The sequence below is a fragment of the Roseibium sp. HPY-6 genome, from assembly GCF_040530035.1.
In the GTDB taxonomy this organism is placed as follows: domain Bacteria; phylum Pseudomonadota; class Alphaproteobacteria; order Rhizobiales; family Stappiaceae; genus Roseibium.
In genome coordinates this window covers 492,110-510,283 of record NZ_JBEWCD010000002.1, presented here as the reverse complement: position 1 = coordinate 510,283, position 18,174 = coordinate 492,110, and the positions used below count along the sequence as shown (strand labels likewise).

Annotated in this window: 14 protein-coding genes; 8 read left to right on the top strand and 6 right to left on the bottom strand. The window is 56.9% G+C overall.

Annotation, left to right across the window (positions count from 1 at the left end; translation table 11 throughout):
* Positions 1 to 5 precede the first annotated feature (5 nt).
* The gene (locus ABVF61_RS13775) at positions 6 to 425 is read left to right on the top strand and encodes a DUF4345 domain-containing protein (protein WP_353994125.1); all 420 of its coding nucleotides are present in this window, start codon (positions 6 to 8) and stop codon (positions 423 to 425) included.
* A gap of 88 nt (positions 426 to 513) precedes the next feature.
* Here the strand turns inward: ABVF61_RS13775 and ABVF61_RS13770 are convergent, their stop codons facing one another.
* Positions 514 to 1,323 (bottom strand): CE1 family esterase, encoded by an 810-nt coding sequence (locus tag ABVF61_RS13770; protein WP_353994124.1) that lies wholly within the window; start codon positions 1,321 to 1,323, stop codon positions 514 to 516.
* Positions 1,324 to 1,548: 225 nt separating this feature from the next.
* On the opposite strand from ABVF61_RS13770, the gene ABVF61_RS13765 reads away from it, so the two are divergent.
* Positions 1,549 to 1,815 carry a hypothetical protein gene (locus tag ABVF61_RS13765; RefSeq protein WP_353994123.1) on the top strand — a complete coding sequence of 89 codons (267 nt, stop codon included), beginning with the start codon at positions 1,549 to 1,551 and terminating at the stop codon, positions 1,813 to 1,815.
* A gap of 154 nt (positions 1,816 to 1,969) precedes the next feature.
* Here ABVF61_RS13765 and ABVF61_RS13760 read toward each other — a convergent pair whose 3' ends face one another.
* Positions 1,970 to 3,040 carry a fatty acid desaturase family protein gene (locus ABVF61_RS13760; protein WP_353994122.1) on the bottom strand — a complete coding sequence of 357 codons (1,071 nt, stop codon included), beginning with the start codon at positions 3,038 to 3,040 and terminating at the stop codon, positions 1,970 to 1,972.
* A gap of 396 nt (positions 3,041 to 3,436) precedes the next feature.
* Here ABVF61_RS13760 and ABVF61_RS13755 point away from each other — a divergent pair, with 396 nt between their 5' ends.
* The 3 genes from ABVF61_RS13755 to ABVF61_RS13745 all read left to right on the top strand — a co-directional run bounded on the left by ABVF61_RS13755 (position 3,437) and on the right by ABVF61_RS13745 (position 6,105).
* The gene (locus ABVF61_RS13755; protein ID WP_353994121.1) at positions 3,437 to 3,832 is read left to right on the top strand and encodes a RidA family protein; all 396 of its coding nucleotides are present in this window, start codon (positions 3,437 to 3,439) and stop codon (positions 3,830 to 3,832) included.
* Positions 3,833 to 3,988: 156 nt separating this feature from the next.
* Positions 3,989 to 4,534, top strand: a complete 546-nt coding sequence (locus tag ABVF61_RS13750) for a hypothetical protein (protein WP_353994120.1) — start codon at positions 3,989 to 3,991, stop codon at positions 4,532 to 4,534.
* A gap of 176 nt (positions 4,535 to 4,710) precedes the next feature.
* A complete protein-coding gene (locus ABVF61_RS13745; protein ID WP_353994119.1) occupies positions 4,711 to 6,105 on the top strand; it encodes an adenylate/guanylate cyclase domain-containing protein in 1,395 nt (464 codons plus the stop codon).
* A gap of 37 nt (positions 6,106 to 6,142) precedes the next feature.
* Here the strand turns inward: ABVF61_RS13745 and ABVF61_RS13740 are convergent, their stop codons facing one another.
* Positions 6,143 to 6,556 carry a globin domain-containing protein gene (locus tag ABVF61_RS13740; protein ID WP_353994118.1) on the bottom strand — a complete coding sequence of 138 codons (414 nt, stop codon included), beginning with the start codon at positions 6,554 to 6,556 and terminating at the stop codon, positions 6,143 to 6,145.
* A gap of 69 nt (positions 6,557 to 6,625) precedes the next feature.
* On the bottom strand, positions 6,626 to 7,405 hold the full coding sequence (locus ABVF61_RS13735; RefSeq protein ID WP_353994117.1) for a hypothetical protein: 780 nt from the start codon (positions 7,403 to 7,405) through the stop codon (positions 6,626 to 6,628).
* A gap of 245 nt (positions 7,406 to 7,650) precedes the next feature.
* On the opposite strand from ABVF61_RS13735, the gene ABVF61_RS13730 reads away from it, so the two are divergent.
* Both ABVF61_RS13730 and ABVF61_RS13725 read left to right on the top strand, forming a co-directional pair.
* Positions 7,651 to 10,284 carry a PAS-domain containing protein gene (locus ABVF61_RS13730; protein WP_353994116.1) on the top strand — a complete coding sequence of 878 codons (2,634 nt, stop codon included), beginning with the start codon at positions 7,651 to 7,653 and terminating at the stop codon, positions 10,282 to 10,284.
* Positions 10,281 to 10,997, top strand: a complete 717-nt coding sequence (locus ABVF61_RS13725) for a response regulator (RefSeq protein WP_353994115.1) — start codon at positions 10,281 to 10,283, stop codon at positions 10,995 to 10,997. Before ABVF61_RS13730 ends, ABVF61_RS13725 begins: the two co-directional genes overlap by 4 nt.
* 28 nt (positions 10,998 to 11,025) lie before the next feature.
* Here ABVF61_RS13725 and ABVF61_RS13720 read toward each other — a convergent pair whose 3' ends face one another.
* Entirely contained in the window at positions 11,026 to 13,386 is a 2,361-nt protein-coding gene (locus tag ABVF61_RS13720; protein WP_353994114.1) for a WD40 domain-containing protein, read from the bottom strand.
* Positions 13,387 to 13,817: 431 nt separating this feature from the next.
* On the opposite strand from ABVF61_RS13720, the gene ABVF61_RS13715 reads away from it, so the two are divergent.
* Entirely contained in the window at positions 13,818 to 17,123 is a 3,306-nt protein-coding gene (locus ABVF61_RS13715) for an EAL domain-containing protein (protein WP_353994113.1), read from the top strand.
* A gap of 75 nt (positions 17,124 to 17,198) precedes the next feature.
* On the opposite strand, the gene ABVF61_RS13710 is transcribed toward ABVF61_RS13715, so the two are convergent.
* Positions 17,199 to 18,047, bottom strand: a complete 849-nt coding sequence (locus ABVF61_RS13710) for a hypothetical protein (RefSeq protein WP_353994112.1) — start codon at positions 18,045 to 18,047, stop codon at positions 17,199 to 17,201.
* Between the last annotated feature and the right edge of the window lie 127 nt (positions 18,048 to 18,174).

The window sequence follows — 18,174 nt, the reverse complement described above, 5'->3', positions numbered from 1 at the left end:
TCGACATGAAGACACTCATCTCAACACTGACGCTCGGCATTGCCGGCGCACTGGCGATTGGCATCGGCGGGGCAATTACGCTCACACCGGACACGTTCTTTGCGTCCTACGGGGTCGTGCTGCCGGACAGTATCGACCTTTACAGCGAGATACGGGCGCCGGGTGCCAACCTGGCCGTCCTTGGAGCTCTGATTTTTGTCGGAGCTTTCAAGGCGGAGTGGAGACATTTCTCAGCTTCACTTGGAGCTGCGCTCTTCCTTGCCTATGCGGCCGGGCGGCTGGTGAGCATTGTGCTGGATGGAACGCCTTCCAGTGCAATTCTCCTTGCCCTTGTGATCGAACTGTTGGTCGGTGGTTCCTGTGCCCTCGCGCTCAGGCGTGCAAGAAGCCGGTCAATCCGAAAAGATCACCCCCAATTGGCATAACCCCTGAACGAACCAGGCTCGAAGCGGATCGCGCACCCGCGCGCCGCTTCGGCTCATCAACGACATTGTCCCATCCGATGGCGCGGCTTTAGGAGGCATCCGGCAGCGTGTCCAGCCAGTCCAGGCCGTGACCAACCCATTCACCTGGAATCGAATGGCCGCCCTCATGCAGACAGAGTTCGAGAACACGTCCGCTCCGGCTCTTGTCCCAGCGCTCGCAGGCTAGGCGCGCGTCGTTGCTCTCAACCGGGCGGCTTTCCGCGGACACGCCATTGAGGTGTGAGAGAATGTCGAACCCTTCCGTGATCGGCATGGAATTGTAGATGCCGATCTCGTCATAGGCGACGACACCATCTTTGAGCCCATGGATATGCCTCAAGTTCACAGGACCGGTCGGACACGCTTCCGGATTGGAACGCCAGAAGCCTCCGGCAATGGGTGCATATCCCCTGAACTCATTGCCGAGGTAACAAGCAACGTTCCAGACTGTCGAGGCTCCGCGCGAGAAACCGGACGCCAGTGTCCTTTCCTCATCAACCAGCCAGCGGCGGCGAACGTCTTCCAGAACAGCATTGATGAAAGCCGCTTCATCGCGGCCGGGTTCGGCGCGCCCCTCGCCGATCTGGCGCCAGTATCCTCTCTCGGCAAACGGAGCGACAAAGAGCGCATTTCGGCTGGTCACTCCGTTGATCATCGCCTTGTTCCGGAAGGTCGCCTCCGGCGAACTGTTCCAGCCGTGGAAATAAACGACAAGCCCCAGAGGAGTCTTGCCGTCCCAGCCTTCGGGAACGGCCGCGAGATAATAACCTTCCGGCACCCCGCATGACGTTTCAGGGCCGCAGGCCAGCACCTGGGTTGGCAGAACAAGGAGAAACAGCGACAGGAAAAACGCGCGCATTCAGAAAACCTCGCTTCGGAACGCGGCGATCATTGGCCTGCAGACTGACAGCTGCAAGCCACATAACCGTGAGCTCTGCGAACCGTTACTGTCAGCGCCACCGTCGGAGCAACCCAGGCCGCTTGCACCTTCAGGACGGACGAAAAGCACTCCTGTAACCTGGATCACAGACTTTTCCAGTCACCTTACCTAAGGTCATCTCATCAGATATCGACGGAGATTGAGATGACCGAAATTACGATGAATTACACCAAGATCGAATGGACCTACGATCGCCAAAGTGACAGCAACAACGACACGTTCAATTTCAAGAACCTCTTCACGGGCAACCAGGAAGACGACACCGAGCAGTCGATGCTTGATTTTGCTTCCGATGAAAACGTCGGCAAGAAAGGCACCGACATCGGCATGGAGGAAGTGATCATTGCCCATGAACACATTGAGCGCGATCACAGCGTCGAGTTGCCAACGTTTGACGATCTGATCGGGTAAGGTGCTCCTTCTTATATTTCAGACCAGCATCTTGCAGCGGTTGGCATTGCCGAAGACTAGATTTAAGCAATTTGAGAAATACCCGGGGCCTGACGCGGTTCCGCACACATTCAATCAAAACAGTCGACAGCCAGGTCTGGATCGTCCGGCTCAGTTAGATGGCATGGGGACGCAGCCGTTCGACTTCATCCCGGTATGGCGTCGCACCTTTCGGCAGCTCGGGAATGATGATGGCGTCAGCGTAGCGAAGCTGTTTGACGAGAACGGGCACCAGCTTTTTGAAGGCGGCAAAAATCGACGGATCCGGAGCTGGAACATCGTGCTTGATCAGTTCATGCAGTTTCGGCAGATGGTAATAGGGCACCATCGTGAACATGTGATGTTCCAGATGGTAGTTCATGTTGAGATAGATGAAGCGGCTGACCGGGTTCATCAGCACCGTCCTGGTGTTCAGGCGATGATCTGAAACATTTTCCGCAAGACCCAGATGCTGCAACAGGCCGGTCATCACGTGATGCCAGGCCCCGTAGAGCCTTGGAAGGCCAATCACCATGAGCGGCAGAATCGATCCGAACCAGATGCTTAGACCGATGGTGACAACATAGATCGCAAGCCAGATGCGCGCGACCAGGAACACCTTCGAAACATAACTTTCGCTGACGAAGGTCTTTTCTTCAGGATGCAGTTTCCCCGAGGCATGGAGAAACATGCGTTTAACAAGCTGGAGCGTATCGACAATTCCGAACAGGTTGAGCACGATTTTCAGAAGATCCGGCGGGCGCATTGCGACGATTTCGGGATCCCTGCCAACGATGATCGTGTCGGTATGGTGCCGGACATGGCTCGCGCGCCAGACGACCGGATTGCGGATCAGCATGAAACTGGCGATCTGATAGACAACCGCATTCATCCACGCCGTCTTGAACGCCGTCTTGTGCCCGCACTCGTGCCAGCGCGAGTCCGAGGCGGACCCGTATAGAACACCATAGACAAGCCAGAACGGCGCCGACCACCAGGAGGGCCAGAGCCAAATGGCAATCGCACAGGAAAGTGCCATCAACCCAAGCCAGACCGCAGTGTCTCTCAACGGAATTGCATCGGACTTTTCCCGCAAACGCCTAATGTCCTCGGGAGCGACTTTCGGACGGAACCATGTCGGATTGGCGACACCATCGCGAACCGCGGCGTCTGCAGTTTCGGACGTGAGCGAATAGTCTTTCGTCATCTTGAAACGCTAGGGTATGGATCCAAAAATGAAGTTGATTTGGTTTGGATCGTTTTGGCTAGCTGTGAGGAGCGAAAGCGCGGGAAATGTGGTTCATTTTCAAGCCTTTCGCGACGCAGCAGATTGCCAAAACGGTCAAATCCAAGGGACGGCAAAATGGCTTCACCTCGCAGCGTCAGCGTGCTTGACCGGGCACAAAGCCCGCTCTTCGCGCGTTTCCTCGCGAGAATTCGCCATTTCTGCCGCCAAATCAGCTTCATTTGTGGGTCCGTACCCTAGATCAACTCGGCGAAAACGTCTACTTCAACCACGTGCATGATATCTTGTCGCGGCACGGTTCCAGGCACGTTCAAAACTGCCCAGGGCAAGTCCAAATTCTGAAACAGGGGAACCGAGATGAACCGCAGGGCCCTTATCCCGGACGGAACGCAAGCAGCTGTAAATGATCTGAACATCTCACCGGGCATCCTCTCCCATGGCCACGTCTTCGTGACGGGCATGACCGGGAGCCGCTCTGACGGATCCATGCCGGAAAATATTCAGGAACAGTTCCACCTGGCTTTTGAAAAGATAGGTTTGGTCCTGGCCGAAGGAGGACTGGATTTCAGTGCTGTTGTGGAGATGACCAGCTACCACGTCGGCCTGCGCGCGCATTTCGAAACTTTCCGTGACGTCCGTTCAGACTATGTCAGAGAACCCTACCCTGCCTGGACCGCCATCGAAGTTGCCGGCCTTCGGCGCGAAGGCGCTGTCGTTGAAATCAGGGTCGTTGCTGCGACCGCCAAAGACTGAGCCGCGGCGCGGAGGACTGTGTTCAGCAGCAAACTTGTCAGACACCCTGGTGCTCCTATCTGATATAGCCAAGAGGCGGATTAAAGGAAATCCTTTTCCGCTCATTCCGCAGCCATGTCACCTGCCGGGTTCAAGAGCAAAACACGGTCCAGATCCTTGAGAATTTTCGATCAGCCCGAAGCACAGGATCTTGGCCCCTATCTACACGTAGCTGATCGACGGCTGAACATTCTTTCTGTCTTTGACGACCTTCGATACGACCGTTCGGATGCCGATCTTCTCTCACCAGCGATGAGACAGCATGTGGCGAAGGTTCTTTCAAAACTCGAGTTCAAACAGACATCGGGCACCGTGCTGAAACACAAGGCTGCCGACCTGCGCTGTATCATGCCGAAGTTTCATGCGTTGGGAGCATCACCGTTCGACATTACGAGATACGCGGACAAGCGACCGCAGGACTTTTACGTTTTGACGCCAACGCAGACTGCTTGCCAGTTCATAGACAATTATGCGCTCGAAGAGGCTGTTGAGCTCATCAAGTCTCTGATCGTACGGCAGCCGATCAATCTCTTTCGCCTCATGGATTTTCTGGAACGAAAGCCCTCCCACGAAGCCTTTCGCGCCGCAATCGGGCACCTGAAATATGTTCAACGGATGGCTTTGCAACAAGAACCGCTGCGCAGCATGCGGTCGCTTGGTTAGGCTCCCGTCCGGCCTTTTGCCGCGTTGCACATCCGGTAGGCGGCACGCGCTCAGGTCCTGCGTTCCCATGTTGCAATCCGCCTGTGCCGCATCAGCACACCCCGGCCGAAATCGTTTCAACTCACACTCACTTGGGTGATATCGTCCGGCGAATGCCGCAATGAAACGGAGTGACCATGCCGGTTCGAAGACTACGCCCGCCGTTCAGGTTTTTGGAACGATTGAGGCAGATGCAGGAGGACGAACGGCAGCAAGCCATTTCAAATCCGTTTCTGGCACAAGCCCTTGAAAAAGAGAAAATGGAAGGACACCGGCTCGCCATCATCGCGCGGACGATCGCCCTCGGGTTGGTAGGCCTCCTCTTGCCGTTCCTCAATTTCAGTCTGAACGTGCTTTACTATGAAGCTATGCTTCTCCTGTTCATTGGCCTCGGCTGGCTTCAATTACGCATGGCAAGCGTCGGTTATTCAAAATCTGAACTCGCACTGATCTTTATCGATGTCAGTCTGCTGACAGTCCTTTTCATTACGCCGAACCCGTTCTTCGATCAGGACATTCCGACGGCGTTCATGTACCGGTTCGACAATTTCATCTATTTCTTCATTTTCCTTGCCGTTGGCACGCTTGCTTATTCCTGGCGAACCGTCTGGGCGATGGGCACCTGGGTGGCCGTTCTCTGGCTGATCGGCTTTGCGGTTGTTTCCCTGTTCGGGCACACGATCCCAGAACTCACTCAAGCGGCATCGAATGCCTTTCAGGGTCATCCGCTGGTAGATGAAGAACTCGACCCCAACAGCACGCGGCCCGGCGTGCGTGTCCAGGAAATTGTCGTTTTTCTGATCGTTGCCGGTATCCTGGCGGTGAAGGGCTGGCGTTCGAACCAGCTTTTGATGCGTCAGGCGAATATTGCTGCGGAGCGCGCCAACCTGTCACGTTACTTCCCTTCCAGCCTCGTGGATGTTCTGGCGTCGACCGACCGGGACATAGGTGCCGTCCGAACGCAGGATGTGGCCGTCCTGTTCACCGACATCGTCGGCTTTACCAAATATGCGGAGCAGCATTCGCCGGAAGACGTGATGGATCTGCTTCGGCACTATCACGCCTTTGTCGAGCGTTCGATCTTTCAAAATGGGGGAACGCTCGATAAATATCTCGGCGACGGCGTGATGGCGACCTTCGGCACACCGGAAACGGGACCGGGCGACGCCGCCAATGCCCTGAAGGCTGCCACACAGCTTATTGAAGAAACAGACCGCTTCAACCAGGCCCGCGAGGCGGAGGGTCTTGCGCCGATCAACGTTTCAATCGGTGTGCATTTCGGGCCGGTCATCCTGGGTGACATTGGCCCCTCAAGGCGCCTGGAGTTTGCCGTTGTCGGCGACACGGTCAATGTCGCCAGTCGTCTGGAAGCTTCCACCAGGGAGCTCGGCTGCAAATGCGTTGTCAGCGAGGCCTTGATGCAGCGGGCCAAACAGTCAGAAGCCGAAGACAACCCGCCTGGCAAATTCATGCCGAGAGACCCGATCAAACTGCGTGGCCGGCAAAACGAGATTGATGTCTGGACGGTGTGAGCAGCGCCTTGCTTGAAAGCCGCTGGAAAGCCGAAGCTCACCGCAGATCCGGGTAGGCCGCGCCAATCATGTGGCCGCTTATTTTCGAATAAACGCGCGCCCACGCACCTGATTGTTCCGGCGTTGCTCCGGCCTGGCTCAGCGTTGCCAGAAGCGCTGCCCCAACGGCGTCATAGTGCTTTGCCTCCACACCGTAGCCAAGGTGGCGCCGCGCGAGATTTTCCAAAATGGGAGACAGACGTTCCCAATCATTCGCCAAGTCAATGGCGACGGCGATCGTCGCACCGAGTTTGCGGCCCTGATCAGCAAGGTCGCTCGGGAACATCGACTTCAATTCCGGGTTTTCAGCAAACAGCAGGTCGTAAAAAAGCGCTCCGGTGCGATCCCTGTGTTCTGCGAAGGCAGAACGCGTCGCCCTGACATGTTCGAGATCCTCAGGTGCAATACTCATAGGCAATACCTTTTTCTCAAATGCATAAGACAACCGCCAGCGCACGCAAGGTGTGCCGGGTGGTTGCAATCAAAACGGATCATCGAACGTGATGTAGACCCAACCATCCAGATCGGCAGGTTGCGCCGGGTCCACCTCGGGTGTTTCCAGCAATTTCAGTGATGCCGCGAGATCCGTGCCACCTTCAGCATAGTTGCCATATTTGATCGGTGTGTAGTTCAAAGTCATTTCTTCGCTTCGCGCTTCTGCGGGAAAAGAGAAAACAAACGTGTCGTTAGGGTCCGCGCTGCTTCCAGGAAGCCCGCCCGCGTCATTGGTCGGATGTGGCCGGTGTGGCCCCGGCTCGCTATCATCCGTTTCAGGTTCGAACAGAAGATCATCACCAGCGGCGTGTTCCCGGCCTATGTCGCCAGCCGACGCGCCGACGATATCAACGAGGATGATTTCGCCATCGCCGCCGAGCGCGTTTTCAGAACTGGGCTCGCGCCCGTCTACAACGCTGATCGTGTGCGGAGTGGCAGTTTCAACCTTGCCAGCACCAGTCGGCACTGCGAGATCCTGACCAGCTTCAGATGCGCTGGAACCGACTATGTCGACGAGAATGATATCACCACCGCCGAGGGTGCCGCTGCTGTGGGACGCATCATCGTTGCCTCCTGCCGGCTCAGGATCCAATGGGCCTGGCTCTCCAACATCCACTTCAGGCTCGGACACTTTTTCGTCCGTTGCGGCTGTATCTGACACGTTGAAATTGGCAGAGCTGATATAGCCCCACACGGTCACAGTCTTCTTGTTTGCCCAAACGCCCGGCTCGTTCGCCTCTGGCGCGGGATCACTCTCAATTAGCATCGCATTTCTCCTGTTTTTTCCATCCGCCCGGATCGGCGGACAGGAGAATTATCGAAGATGCGCGTGTCTGCTTGATTTCCGCTGCCGAGCTCTTTTGTCTCCAACAGGTAATTGCCCGGTTTGCCCAGTCTGCGAAAAATCACTCAGATCCGGCCTGCCTGATACAGAACTGATACAAAGACCGGGTTTTGCTGACACAATAGGCACCAACGTGCACGCTATGACTGTTCACAGGAGGCGGGTTGATGTCGGTAGCCGATAGAACAGCGGATTCAGAAGCGCGCGATCGCACAGTCTGGATCGAAGACGCGTTCGATGCGCTCGATGTCGCGGCCATTGTCTTTGACGCGGAGGGCCGCTGCGTCGCTTCCAACCAGCGATATGATCGATTGTTTTTGCCTGCTGGTGCACCGCCGCGCGTTGGCGAAACGATCGGCGCCTTGACCAGACGGATTGGTGAAACCCGTCAAATCGTTCTCTTTCCCGGACTCCCTATCGAAGAAGCCGCCGTTGCGAGCGAGGAAGCGGTTCGCAGTTTCGTCCGTGACATGGAAGTCCCGCTTGCGGATGGCCGCATTCTGATCGGAGCATCCCACCCGACGCGCAGTGGCGGCTACCTGGTCACGTTTCGAGACGGAACACCCGACAAAATCGGCGAACATCATGCCATGGAGCTCCTGGATGGAGCCTTCGAGAGCGCCGAGATGGGAATGATCCTCTGGGACGCTTCTCTGCGGGTTCAACGGGTCAACTCCGCATGGTGCCGCTTGATTGCAAATGCAACGCCCGGCGACTCCGTGCGGGATCATTGGCTTGCAAGCACTCCGGTGGAGTATCTCCTGTCCTCACAACACTCCATTCAGGTCGACAAGTTCATCGCCGAAGCGCATCGGTCCACAACGCAGCGCGAACTGACGTTCGGGCAAGGGAGACGGATACAGATTGCGACCTTTCCCACGCGATCGAATGGTGTGCTCGCAACGGCAATTGACGTTACCGAAGCCCGTTCTGCAGAAGCCCGGGCGCGGGAGCTTCTGGAAGATGCGATCGAGGCGCTCGGCGAGGGTGTCGCGCTCTTCGACAAAGACATGCGGCTCAACTTAAAGAACCGCTCATTTGACAGTCTCGTGTATGGCGATCTCGATCCCGGCGCGACAGGTTCTTCGTTTTTTACCGAAATAGAGCGTCTTCTGGCCGCCAACAGGATCATTCCGCACGCAAGTGAAACTTCTGAGGATGCCGCACGCCGGATCACAAGAGCGGTACATGATCGCAAAGCCGACCTGAAGATAGGGCTTCCGGCCGGGCAGCAACTTGAAGTGTCGACTTTTTCCACGGCCCTTGGCGGTATTCTCGTTTCGGTCCGCGATGTGACGGAGAAGATGCGGGCCGAACAGGCTCAACGTGAAGCCGATGAAATGGTCAGAACCATTGTCGACGCCAATCCGACCGCGTTTTTGATGTGCAGAATGGAAGACGGAGAAATCATCTACATTTCTCCCCTGACGCGGGAACGCTTCGGCGACGCTAGGACAACGAGAAATTTCTTTTACGATCCGGCGGATCGCATCCCCTACCTCGAAGCGCTGTCGGTCGCCGGCAGTCTGGACGACTACCCGGTCAGACTGCGTGCTGTTGACGGCTCTCTCGTGCAAGGCCTGATGTCTGTACGAGTCGTGGACTATCGCGGCGACAAGGTTCTCGTTTCGTCGGTGCGAGACATAACGGACCAACTTGCAATGCAGGCAGAGTTGGAACGTCAGCGCGAGGTCGCGCATCAAAATGAAAAACTGTCTGCGCTCGGAGAACTGCTCGCCGGCGTTGCGCATGAGCTGAACAACCCGCTTTCCGTCGTTCTTGGTTATTCGATGATGCTAAAGGATCAAGTCCTCGATGCTGCCAATACTCGGCGCGTTGAGGAAATAGCGACAGCGGCGGAGCGATGCGCCCGGATCGTCAAGACCTTCCTTGCAATGGCACGCCAGCGGCCGACCGAAATTGCTCTGGTCTCGGTCAATGAAATGGTCGAACTGGCTTCGGAGGTTTCCGGATACGGTTTGCGCTCTTCAGGCGGCCAAATCGACATAACGCTTGACCCGGCGGACCCGCATGTGGCTGCAGATGCGGATCAGATTGTTCAGGTCTTCTGCAACTTGATGGTGAATGCCGAACAAGCGCTGAAAGACAATCCGAATGATGCAAGGCTCAGCATCACTGTGGGATCGGCACCCGAAAGCAATGATGTTTCGATCGCTTTCGAGGACAACGGCCCGGGGATCAAGAGCGCGTTGCGGTCTCGAATTTTCGAACCCTACTTCACGACCAAGGACATTGGCGAGGGAACGGGCATCGGGCTCGCCTTTTGTCATCGCATTATAACCTCACACGGTGGACGGATTTCCGTGGATGCCGCGCCCTATGGCGGCGCTCGCTTCTTGATCACGCTACCGAAAACAGCAACCGCAAACAATCTGAAGCCCTTGGCGCCGAGGGTCTCCAGATTCGGACCAGTTCTCGTACTCGATGACGATCCGGGGATCCGCCAAATGCTGACCAGTCTTCTTGAAGAAACGGGTTACGACGTCACGATGACAGAGAGGGCAGATGAAGCCCTGGAGATCTGCGCTCAAAAGTCGTTCGTGGCGATACTCAGCGATATGACCATGCCCGAGATGAGCGGCGACGCATTTCTTGCAGCACTTCGGGATATCTCGCCTCAAAATGCCGAGCGCGTTGCCTTTTTGACTGGCGACACGCTTTCTGAAAAGGCTGTTGCAAGGCTTGGCCGCGCGAACCGCCCTTACCTCGAAAAGCCGGCCTCACAAGAAGATGTGCTTGCGATCATCGACCAATTGGCCTCAGCCACGCCGGAGGAATGAACGTGAACGGTGCTCAAATCTTGATCTGTGACGATGAACCCGCACTTCGACGCATGGTCGCAGACTACCTGACACATCGCGGGTTTTCCTGTGAGGAGGCCGAAAGCGCAGCCGTTTTGCGGGACAAGATCAGCGATCGGACACCCGACCTGGTTCTTCTCGACATAAGAATGCCGGGCGAAGACGGACTGACCGCGCTGAGAAGCCTGCGCTCTGAGTCTGACGATCCGGCAATCATCATGCTGACCGCAGTGTCCGATACCGTCGACCGGGTTGTCGGGCTGGAACTTGGAGCCGATGACTATCTTGCAAAGCCTGTCGATCTTCGGGAGCTAGAGGCGCGGATCAAGGCCGTCATTCGCCGGCGCCAGCCGGCACCTGCAGAACAGGAAACGGCACCGGCATGCAAGCGTGTTGCGTTCGGCGAATGCCTTTTGGACCTCGAAGCCGCACATCTGACCGGTCCGGACGGCTCGCCGATCGAAATTACCGCAATGGAGTTTGCTCTTCTCAAGGTGTTTGCGACCCACAAGGGCCGGGTCTTGTCTCGCGATCAATTGCTGGAGCTCGCCCACGATCGTGGATGGGAACCCTTCGATCGTTCGATTGATCTTCGGATTTCGCGTCTGCGCCGGAAAATAGAACCGGATCCAGGCGACCCCACCGTCATCAAGACGGTGCGCGGCATTGGTTATGTGTTAGCGAACGACTGACTGACACACATCATCCAAACAGTGTTGCTTACTTGCGATCTTCGCCGCCCGTCTCGCTCGGCAATGGAACTCTTTTGAGCCCGTCTGCTTCGACGGATTGCAGCAGCTTGCCTTCATCGGCCCGAAGGCACATTTTCGTCTCCCAGTCGCAGGAAAGCCAGCGTTCTTGCCGATCCATCAGGAACAGTTTGCGCCGGCCTTCAAAGAGCTCCCAGCTCTCCACCAGACCAGCCTCATCGCCAGTCAGCAAAACCGACCCGTCGGCTCTCCAGTCCAAACCGTTGAAGATGCGCAGGTCACGGTTGAATTCACGCACCCACCATCCGTGCCTCGTCCCGTGGATCCGCGTCGGAGCATATTGTGAACCGGCGGCGATGAAGTCGCCGTCGGGTGACCAGACAATGAATTGCGGATAGTAGGCAAAACTCGTTTCCGTTGAGAGGATTTCGCCGGATTGTTTGTCCCAAACCGAAACGCGCGAACTTACGGACGTCGCGAGCCGAGAGCCGTCCGGTGACCAGGCAAGCTGCGATGTCAGATCGACACTGCAACAAAATACCTTGTCGACCTGTAAGCTCTTTGCGTCCCAGACCCTTACCGTCCGGTCGTCCGCAGCGCTTGCCAACAGTGTTCCGTCCGGCGACCAGGAGACATTTTCAACATCGTCTTCATGATCCTCGTACGAATGGAGAATTTTGCCTGTATCGGCATTGAAAATGCGCACAACACTTTCGTCACCGCCGGTGGCAATCATGGAGCCGTCAGGTGACCACGAAACCGCACGCACAGTGTCGGTATGGCTCTGAAGAAGTGTTTCCTGAGCCCCGGATCGAGCGTTCCAGACCCTTGCAGTACCATCCCACGAACCGCTCACGAGCCGCGTGCTGTCCGGTGACCAGGAGACTGCCAGGATATCGTTGGTGTGACCCCGGAGGGACGAAAGCAGGTCTCCCGTTCCCGCATCCCAGACATAGTTCACACCTTTGTCGTCCGCTGACACCAGCAACGCGCCGTCAGGCGACCAGGACATAACGCCGATTTCCTCGGTGTGACCATCGAGTACGTGCCGAACATTTCCGGTCTGTTCGTCCCAGATCACGATGCGTCCCTGGGTGTCTGCTGTTGCAGCCAGACGCGCAGCCGGCGACCATGCCACGTGATCAACAGGGTGCACGTCTCCCCCAGCACTCAGCAGGGTTTGCTGCGTTTCAAGGTCCCATATCCTGAGAGAATCGTCCGAAGAGCCGAAGGCAAGACGTGTTCCGTCGGGTGACCAGGCGAGCGCTTCGATCCAATAATCTTCAGTCACACCAGCATGGATTGACGCGAAGCTGAGCGTATCCCAAAGGCGAAGGCTGCTATTGTCGTCGCCAGTGGCAAGCACGTCGCCGTCCGGCGACCAGACAACGTTGACACACACATTTCCCGGTTCTCCGCACGTAAGGTCCGCAACGCGCTCACCCGTTTGTGCATCCAGCACACGCGCCATGTTTCCCTCAAGCAGGACCGCCACTTGCCGTGTGTCCGGTGACCAGGCGATCCCCTTGACGGCGTCATCTTCGTAGTCCGCGATCCCAAACACAGCTTCATCTTTGCCGGGGTCCCAGATCCGTGCGGTACCGTCCCTGGATCCAGTAGCCAATCTGTTCCCCGAAGACGCCCACGCCATGAAAATGACTTCGTCTTTCAATCCGGTGAGCGATCTGGCAACCGTGCCGGCTTCCACATCAACGAGCAAAATGGCGTAGCCGGTGTCGTCGGCGGAATAGTCCGTCGCCGCGATGGCCAGGTACGTTCCGTCCGGTGACCACGCGAGCGCCTGTGCAGTCGAATAGGCGGCCTCAATCAGCGTTGCTTTGTTTTCAGTCACCGACCAAACGACGAGCCCCCCTGGTATCGTCGCCGCGATACGGCTGCCTTCCGGTGACCAGGCGACGAAAGACGTTTCGGGCAGACCTCCGTCGAACACCAGCAACATCTCGCCGGTTCGCGAATCCCAAAGCCTTGCCGGTTCTCCCTCAGCTGCCGTCGCCAGATAGGTACCGTCGGGCGACCAGGCCAGATCAATGATTTCGCGCGTGTGGCCATAAAGCACCGCGCTTGCCTCTCCGGTCTCTGCGTCCCGGATCGTTACGAACGAACCCCAAGGAGCCGTCGCCACTTTCGTCCCATCTGGAGACCATGAAATGTATTCGACGGGTGCGGCCCAGTGGCCGGATAGTCCGGCAACGAAACCGTCGGACAACTCAACCTGCTGCGGAACCGGGTCTTTTGCGGGCACCTTTTCCTGTGCCGCAAGTTTTGCAGAGAACGCGATGAGGCAGAAGACGGGCAAAATGCACCAGCGCCATGAACCTTTCAGAACTGAAAGTGCACATGTGGACGTCATTGGCCTGCCCTCCATTTCTCACTCAAGAGCGCCCACAGTGACATCAGCTCCGGTTTCTTCCAAGAGTGGAGAGACTGTCTTCCCTGTCCACAAATACACCTTTCAGCTTCGATTTGCTGGCTGATAGGCCCGCGCCGCATCAGTTTCCTTGTTTGGGCTTCTGAAAGAGTGACGCTGATGACACGCGCATGGCGGGTCAAGACGCCACTGCCGCATGAACAGGTTGTAAATATACGAACAATATTCGGCAAAAACACCTGAACAATCCAGCGAAGTGTAAAAACACCTGCTAGATTTACGGATAGTTGAAAATCATTCTTCGTTTTTGTAGCTGTATTGGAACCTATTTATTTTTATCTAACCCTGTTGTTTTACACTCAAATACTGGGTTGTGAGGCAATATGGATGTATCGGCGCTAAAGAATAACTTTATGGACCTGACGGGGGATGCCGTTGCGATCGGCCATCTCGCGCCCGGTGCAAGCACCCCCATCATTGTCCATGTGAACAGATCGTTTTCAGAGTGCTTCGGTTTCGGACCCGAAGACATCCTGGGCCAGCCGATAAACAGCCTTCATTTCGATAACGCCTCTCAGCTGCTCGGCCTTGCCGGCGGTTTGAAACCGGAAGAGAGCACCCGCGCCTTTGCCGTTGATCAGGTGAAATGCCGGAGGTTGGACGGATCAGCGATGCTTGCCAGCCTTTCCGTCATTATTGTTGAAAGCGCGGAACAAGAAGGTCACTTCGTTTGTGCCACATACCGGGAGATCAGCCCACACACGCAAGCAGACAGTCCGGTTGCCGGAAAAGCTGCGTCGGCAGGCGCACCGGCGGCAGAAACGGCCTCGGCCCCTCCCGCAGACGCACCGGACTTGCGTCTGAGACAGGCATTGAGTGCTTATTCCGAACCGATCGCAATCTACGATGACGAAAGACGCCTCTATTTCTGGAACGATGCATTTGCCGCCTCGATGAGCGACGATCCCTCGGAAGTCAAAGCCGGGCTGAGCATTGAGGATGTTCTGAGAATTGCTCTTGAGAACGGTCGGTTCCCAGAAGCGCGCGGGCGCGAAGAAACCTGGCTCAAAGAGCAGGTGTTGCATGCAACAGAGACGGCGCCTGCCACTGACGTTGAAATTGCCGACGATATCCATCACCGGGTTCTGCGAAGTGCGGTCCCGAATGGTGACATGCTTGTCATCCGCTTCGACACGACCGAAATCGTTCGGGAACGCAAGGCCGCCAACCGCACGCACGCCCGCCTTGTTGCCGCACTCAACGCTTACCCAGACCCGATTGTGATCTACGACAAGGACCTGAACCTTGTGTGCTGGAACACGGGCTATGCGTCTTCCATGACCGACGATGCCGAAGAGCTATTTGAGGGAATGCATCTTCGGGAAGTCCTTCGAACCGCCGTTCGACACGGGCGTTATCCTGATGCCATGGGTCAGGAAGACGCCTGGGTTGAAAACATTATGGCGCCGGACACGCTCGACAGCGACTGGCAGGATGTCGAACTGGATGGCGATATTCACCATCGACTGTTGCGGTCCCGGTCGTCCAACGGCGACTATGTGGTGATCCGGCTCAACTCAACGGAATTCGTCCGCCAGAAACGCAACGCGGAAGCGGCGGAGGCAAGGCTGCTTGCCGCCTTGAACGCCTATCCGGCCCCGTTTGTCATTTACGATGCCGAAGACCGGCTGGTGGTCTGCAACGATGCCTACCGGCAATCAATGTCAAACAACTCCGAAGATCTGCAGGCCGGCATGCACCGGACGCATGTCGCGCGTATTGCGATCCAGGCCGGCAAGATTGCAAATGCCATCGGCCGGGAAGAAGAATGGATGTCTGACGAACACCAGGAAGTCGACGTCAGCAAACCGGTTCAGGATCTCGAACTGCCGGGAGACGTGCACCACAGGCTTCACAGAACCCGCGTCGAAAACGGCGATCTGGTGATGCTCAGGATCGATACCACAGAACTCGTGCGACAACGCCGGGCGCTGGAGGAAACGCAGGACCGGCTCTTTTCCGCCATCAAGGCCTACCCGGATCCGTTCGCAATTTATGACGAGGGACACAATCTCGTCATCTGGAACCCGGCCTACGCAGAGTCCATGTCAGACCGCCCATCCGGAATAAGTGCGGGTACGAGCCTGAAGGAACTGCTCCGGCACGCCGCGAAGTGCGGAAAAATCCCGGCCGCCATCGGGCGCGAGGATGAATGGGTCGAAGAGTATTATTCGCCAGACCTCCTGACACCGGGCATCGAGGATTTCGAGTTTTCCGGCGACCAGCACCATCGTATGGTTCGCTCCCGCACAGAAAAAGGCGAATATGTTGTCCTGCGTCTCAACATCACGGAGGTTGTACGCCAACGCCGCGCGCTTGAGCAGTATTCGAAGAGGCTCGAAACCGCGAACCAGGAAATCACCTACAAGGCGCTTCATGACGACCTGACCGGCCTCGGCAACCGGCGATATCTGACCCAGAGATTCGACGAACTCGTTGAGCGTCGCGAAGAGATCGGTGGGGAACTTGCGGTCCTTCATATCGACCTTGACCGGTTCAAGCAGATCAATGACACCATGGGACACGATGCGGGCGACAAGGTACTTCTGGGCATCTCCGAGCGCATTCGCGAAAACGCAGAGCCACAGGACGTGATCGCACGGATCGGCGGAGATGAATTCGTCGTCCTCCTCCATGTCGACGGCGACGACGACCGCCCCGAGAGACTGGCCAAAAGCCTCATAGGAGAACTGTCACGCCCCATGCGCTATGAGGGGAAAATCTGTCGGTTCGGCGCTTCAATTGGCCTCGCCCGCACGCCGCTTGCCCGTGTCGATCAGCTGCTGACAAACTCCGACGTTGCCCTCTACAAGGCCAAGAGACGCGGGCGTGGCCAGTTGGGCATATTCGACCGGTCCGATCTGGAAGAGGTGCATCGCACGAAGGAAGTCGCGGATGATCTGCTGCGCGCGATCGAGAGCGACGAATTCGAGCCCTTCTACCAGCCGCAGGTGGATGCCGCGTCGGGTGCTGTGGTGGGTATCGAGGTTCTGGCGCGCTGGCGGCACCCTGAAAAAGGCATCGTTGCCCCGGCCGCTTTCCTCTCCGTCGCAACGGATCTGAATGTCGCCGCAGACATAGATCGCATGATATTTGAGCGGGCCATTTCAGAGTGCCAAACTGCCTTCGGAACGATGTCGAATCCACCTTCGCTGTCGTTCAATGTCAGCGAAAACCGTGTCAACGACAGTGAAATCGACGCAATCCGTGCGCACGTTCAAGCCTATTCAGGCCCGGTTAGTTTTGAACTGCTGGAAACAATCTTCCTGGAAGAGCAGGACGACGATTTCCTGTTCCGGCTTAACGAGCTTCGCGATCTTGGCATCGGTATTGAGGTCGACGACTTCGGAAGTGGACGTGCTTCCGTTGTTGCCCTGCAAAGGATCAATCCGGACCGCCTGAAGATCGACAGGCGCCTCGTTTCTCTGGTGTCAGAGGGCAGCGGCGGGCTGCGCCTGCTTCGATCGATCATCGAAATCGGTCAGGCGCTCGAGCTGGGCGTGACCGCCGAAGGTGTCGAAACGCGTGAGCAGGCAGAGATCCTGACGAAACTTGGCTGTGACCGGCTGCAGGGCTATTACTTTGCCAGACCAAAAGCTTTCCCGGACCTGCTTTCCTTTCTCGAAAGCCCGGATGGTTTTGTCACGGAAGCAAAATAGAACGCAGGAGCATTCCGGGCACACGGCGTATTGACCTCCAGCTTTTCAGCAAACCCGGAAAATACGACTGGGTTGTCACCGTGATTGGGATTGACGACTGAAACTCGTTCTGGAGCTGAACTGCCAATTGCCATCACGAAAATCGTAAATGGTCGTCGTCTTGCACCAGGTCCCACCGCACGGTGTCAGCATTTCGTGAAGTCCGAACAAATCGACCCGGAAAGCCCCGTTGTAATGCGGTTCCGTTACGATCCCCGAGTAGATTTGCGGAAACGCGGTCACCATGAAAAAGGCGGCATTTTTCCGACTATCCTCAGTGGCCGAACTCTGACGGTCTATCGTTGGCGACCCCAGCATCACGCCGCAAGACCGCAGGCTGCCGTCTTCACGAAATTCAACTTCCCAGCCTGGGTGCCCTGCGGCTGCGTCTTTCTCGCTGTCGCCGGTTATGGTGATCGCGTAGGCGTCTTCATTCCAGACCTTACCGGCGAAACCGAGAACATAAATGTCGCTGCGCTCGATCTTGAACCCTTTGGGCGCGACTTGAAGCAGGTTGCCTTCGCCGCGGTAAAGAGCGCCACACAGGCGGAGCGTCACACCCATGACCGACCAGACACCTGCCAGGTCTTCGCTCGGCTGTAGGACGGAAAAGCGGCCAAGAAACGCGGCGTAGTCACCCGTACCTTCCGCGCCGAGTTCAGGCCGGTCGCGCAGCGGTTCAGGAGCAGGATTGCCGAACCCGGGCACCGTGACCGGTGCATCGCCGTTATCATCGCCAGTACTGAATCCGTCCTGCGCCGTGGCTCCGTCCGGTGCTGCCAGAATTGCAGCGAAGACAATCAATGCGGCGGCGGCGGATCGGAATTGCGGACGCCGCTGCCAAACGGTTTGCAGGTTGTCCGAAATCTGGTTACCGAGCCCCATGTTCAGCCTCTTTCCTTTGCGAAAGCATACTGCACTCCAAAGCGTGACCGCAATTCCAGGGTATGGTGCACGCGCCAAGCGCGCCTTCATGATCACCGATGCGCTGAGAAATCGTTCTGCGCCGCAC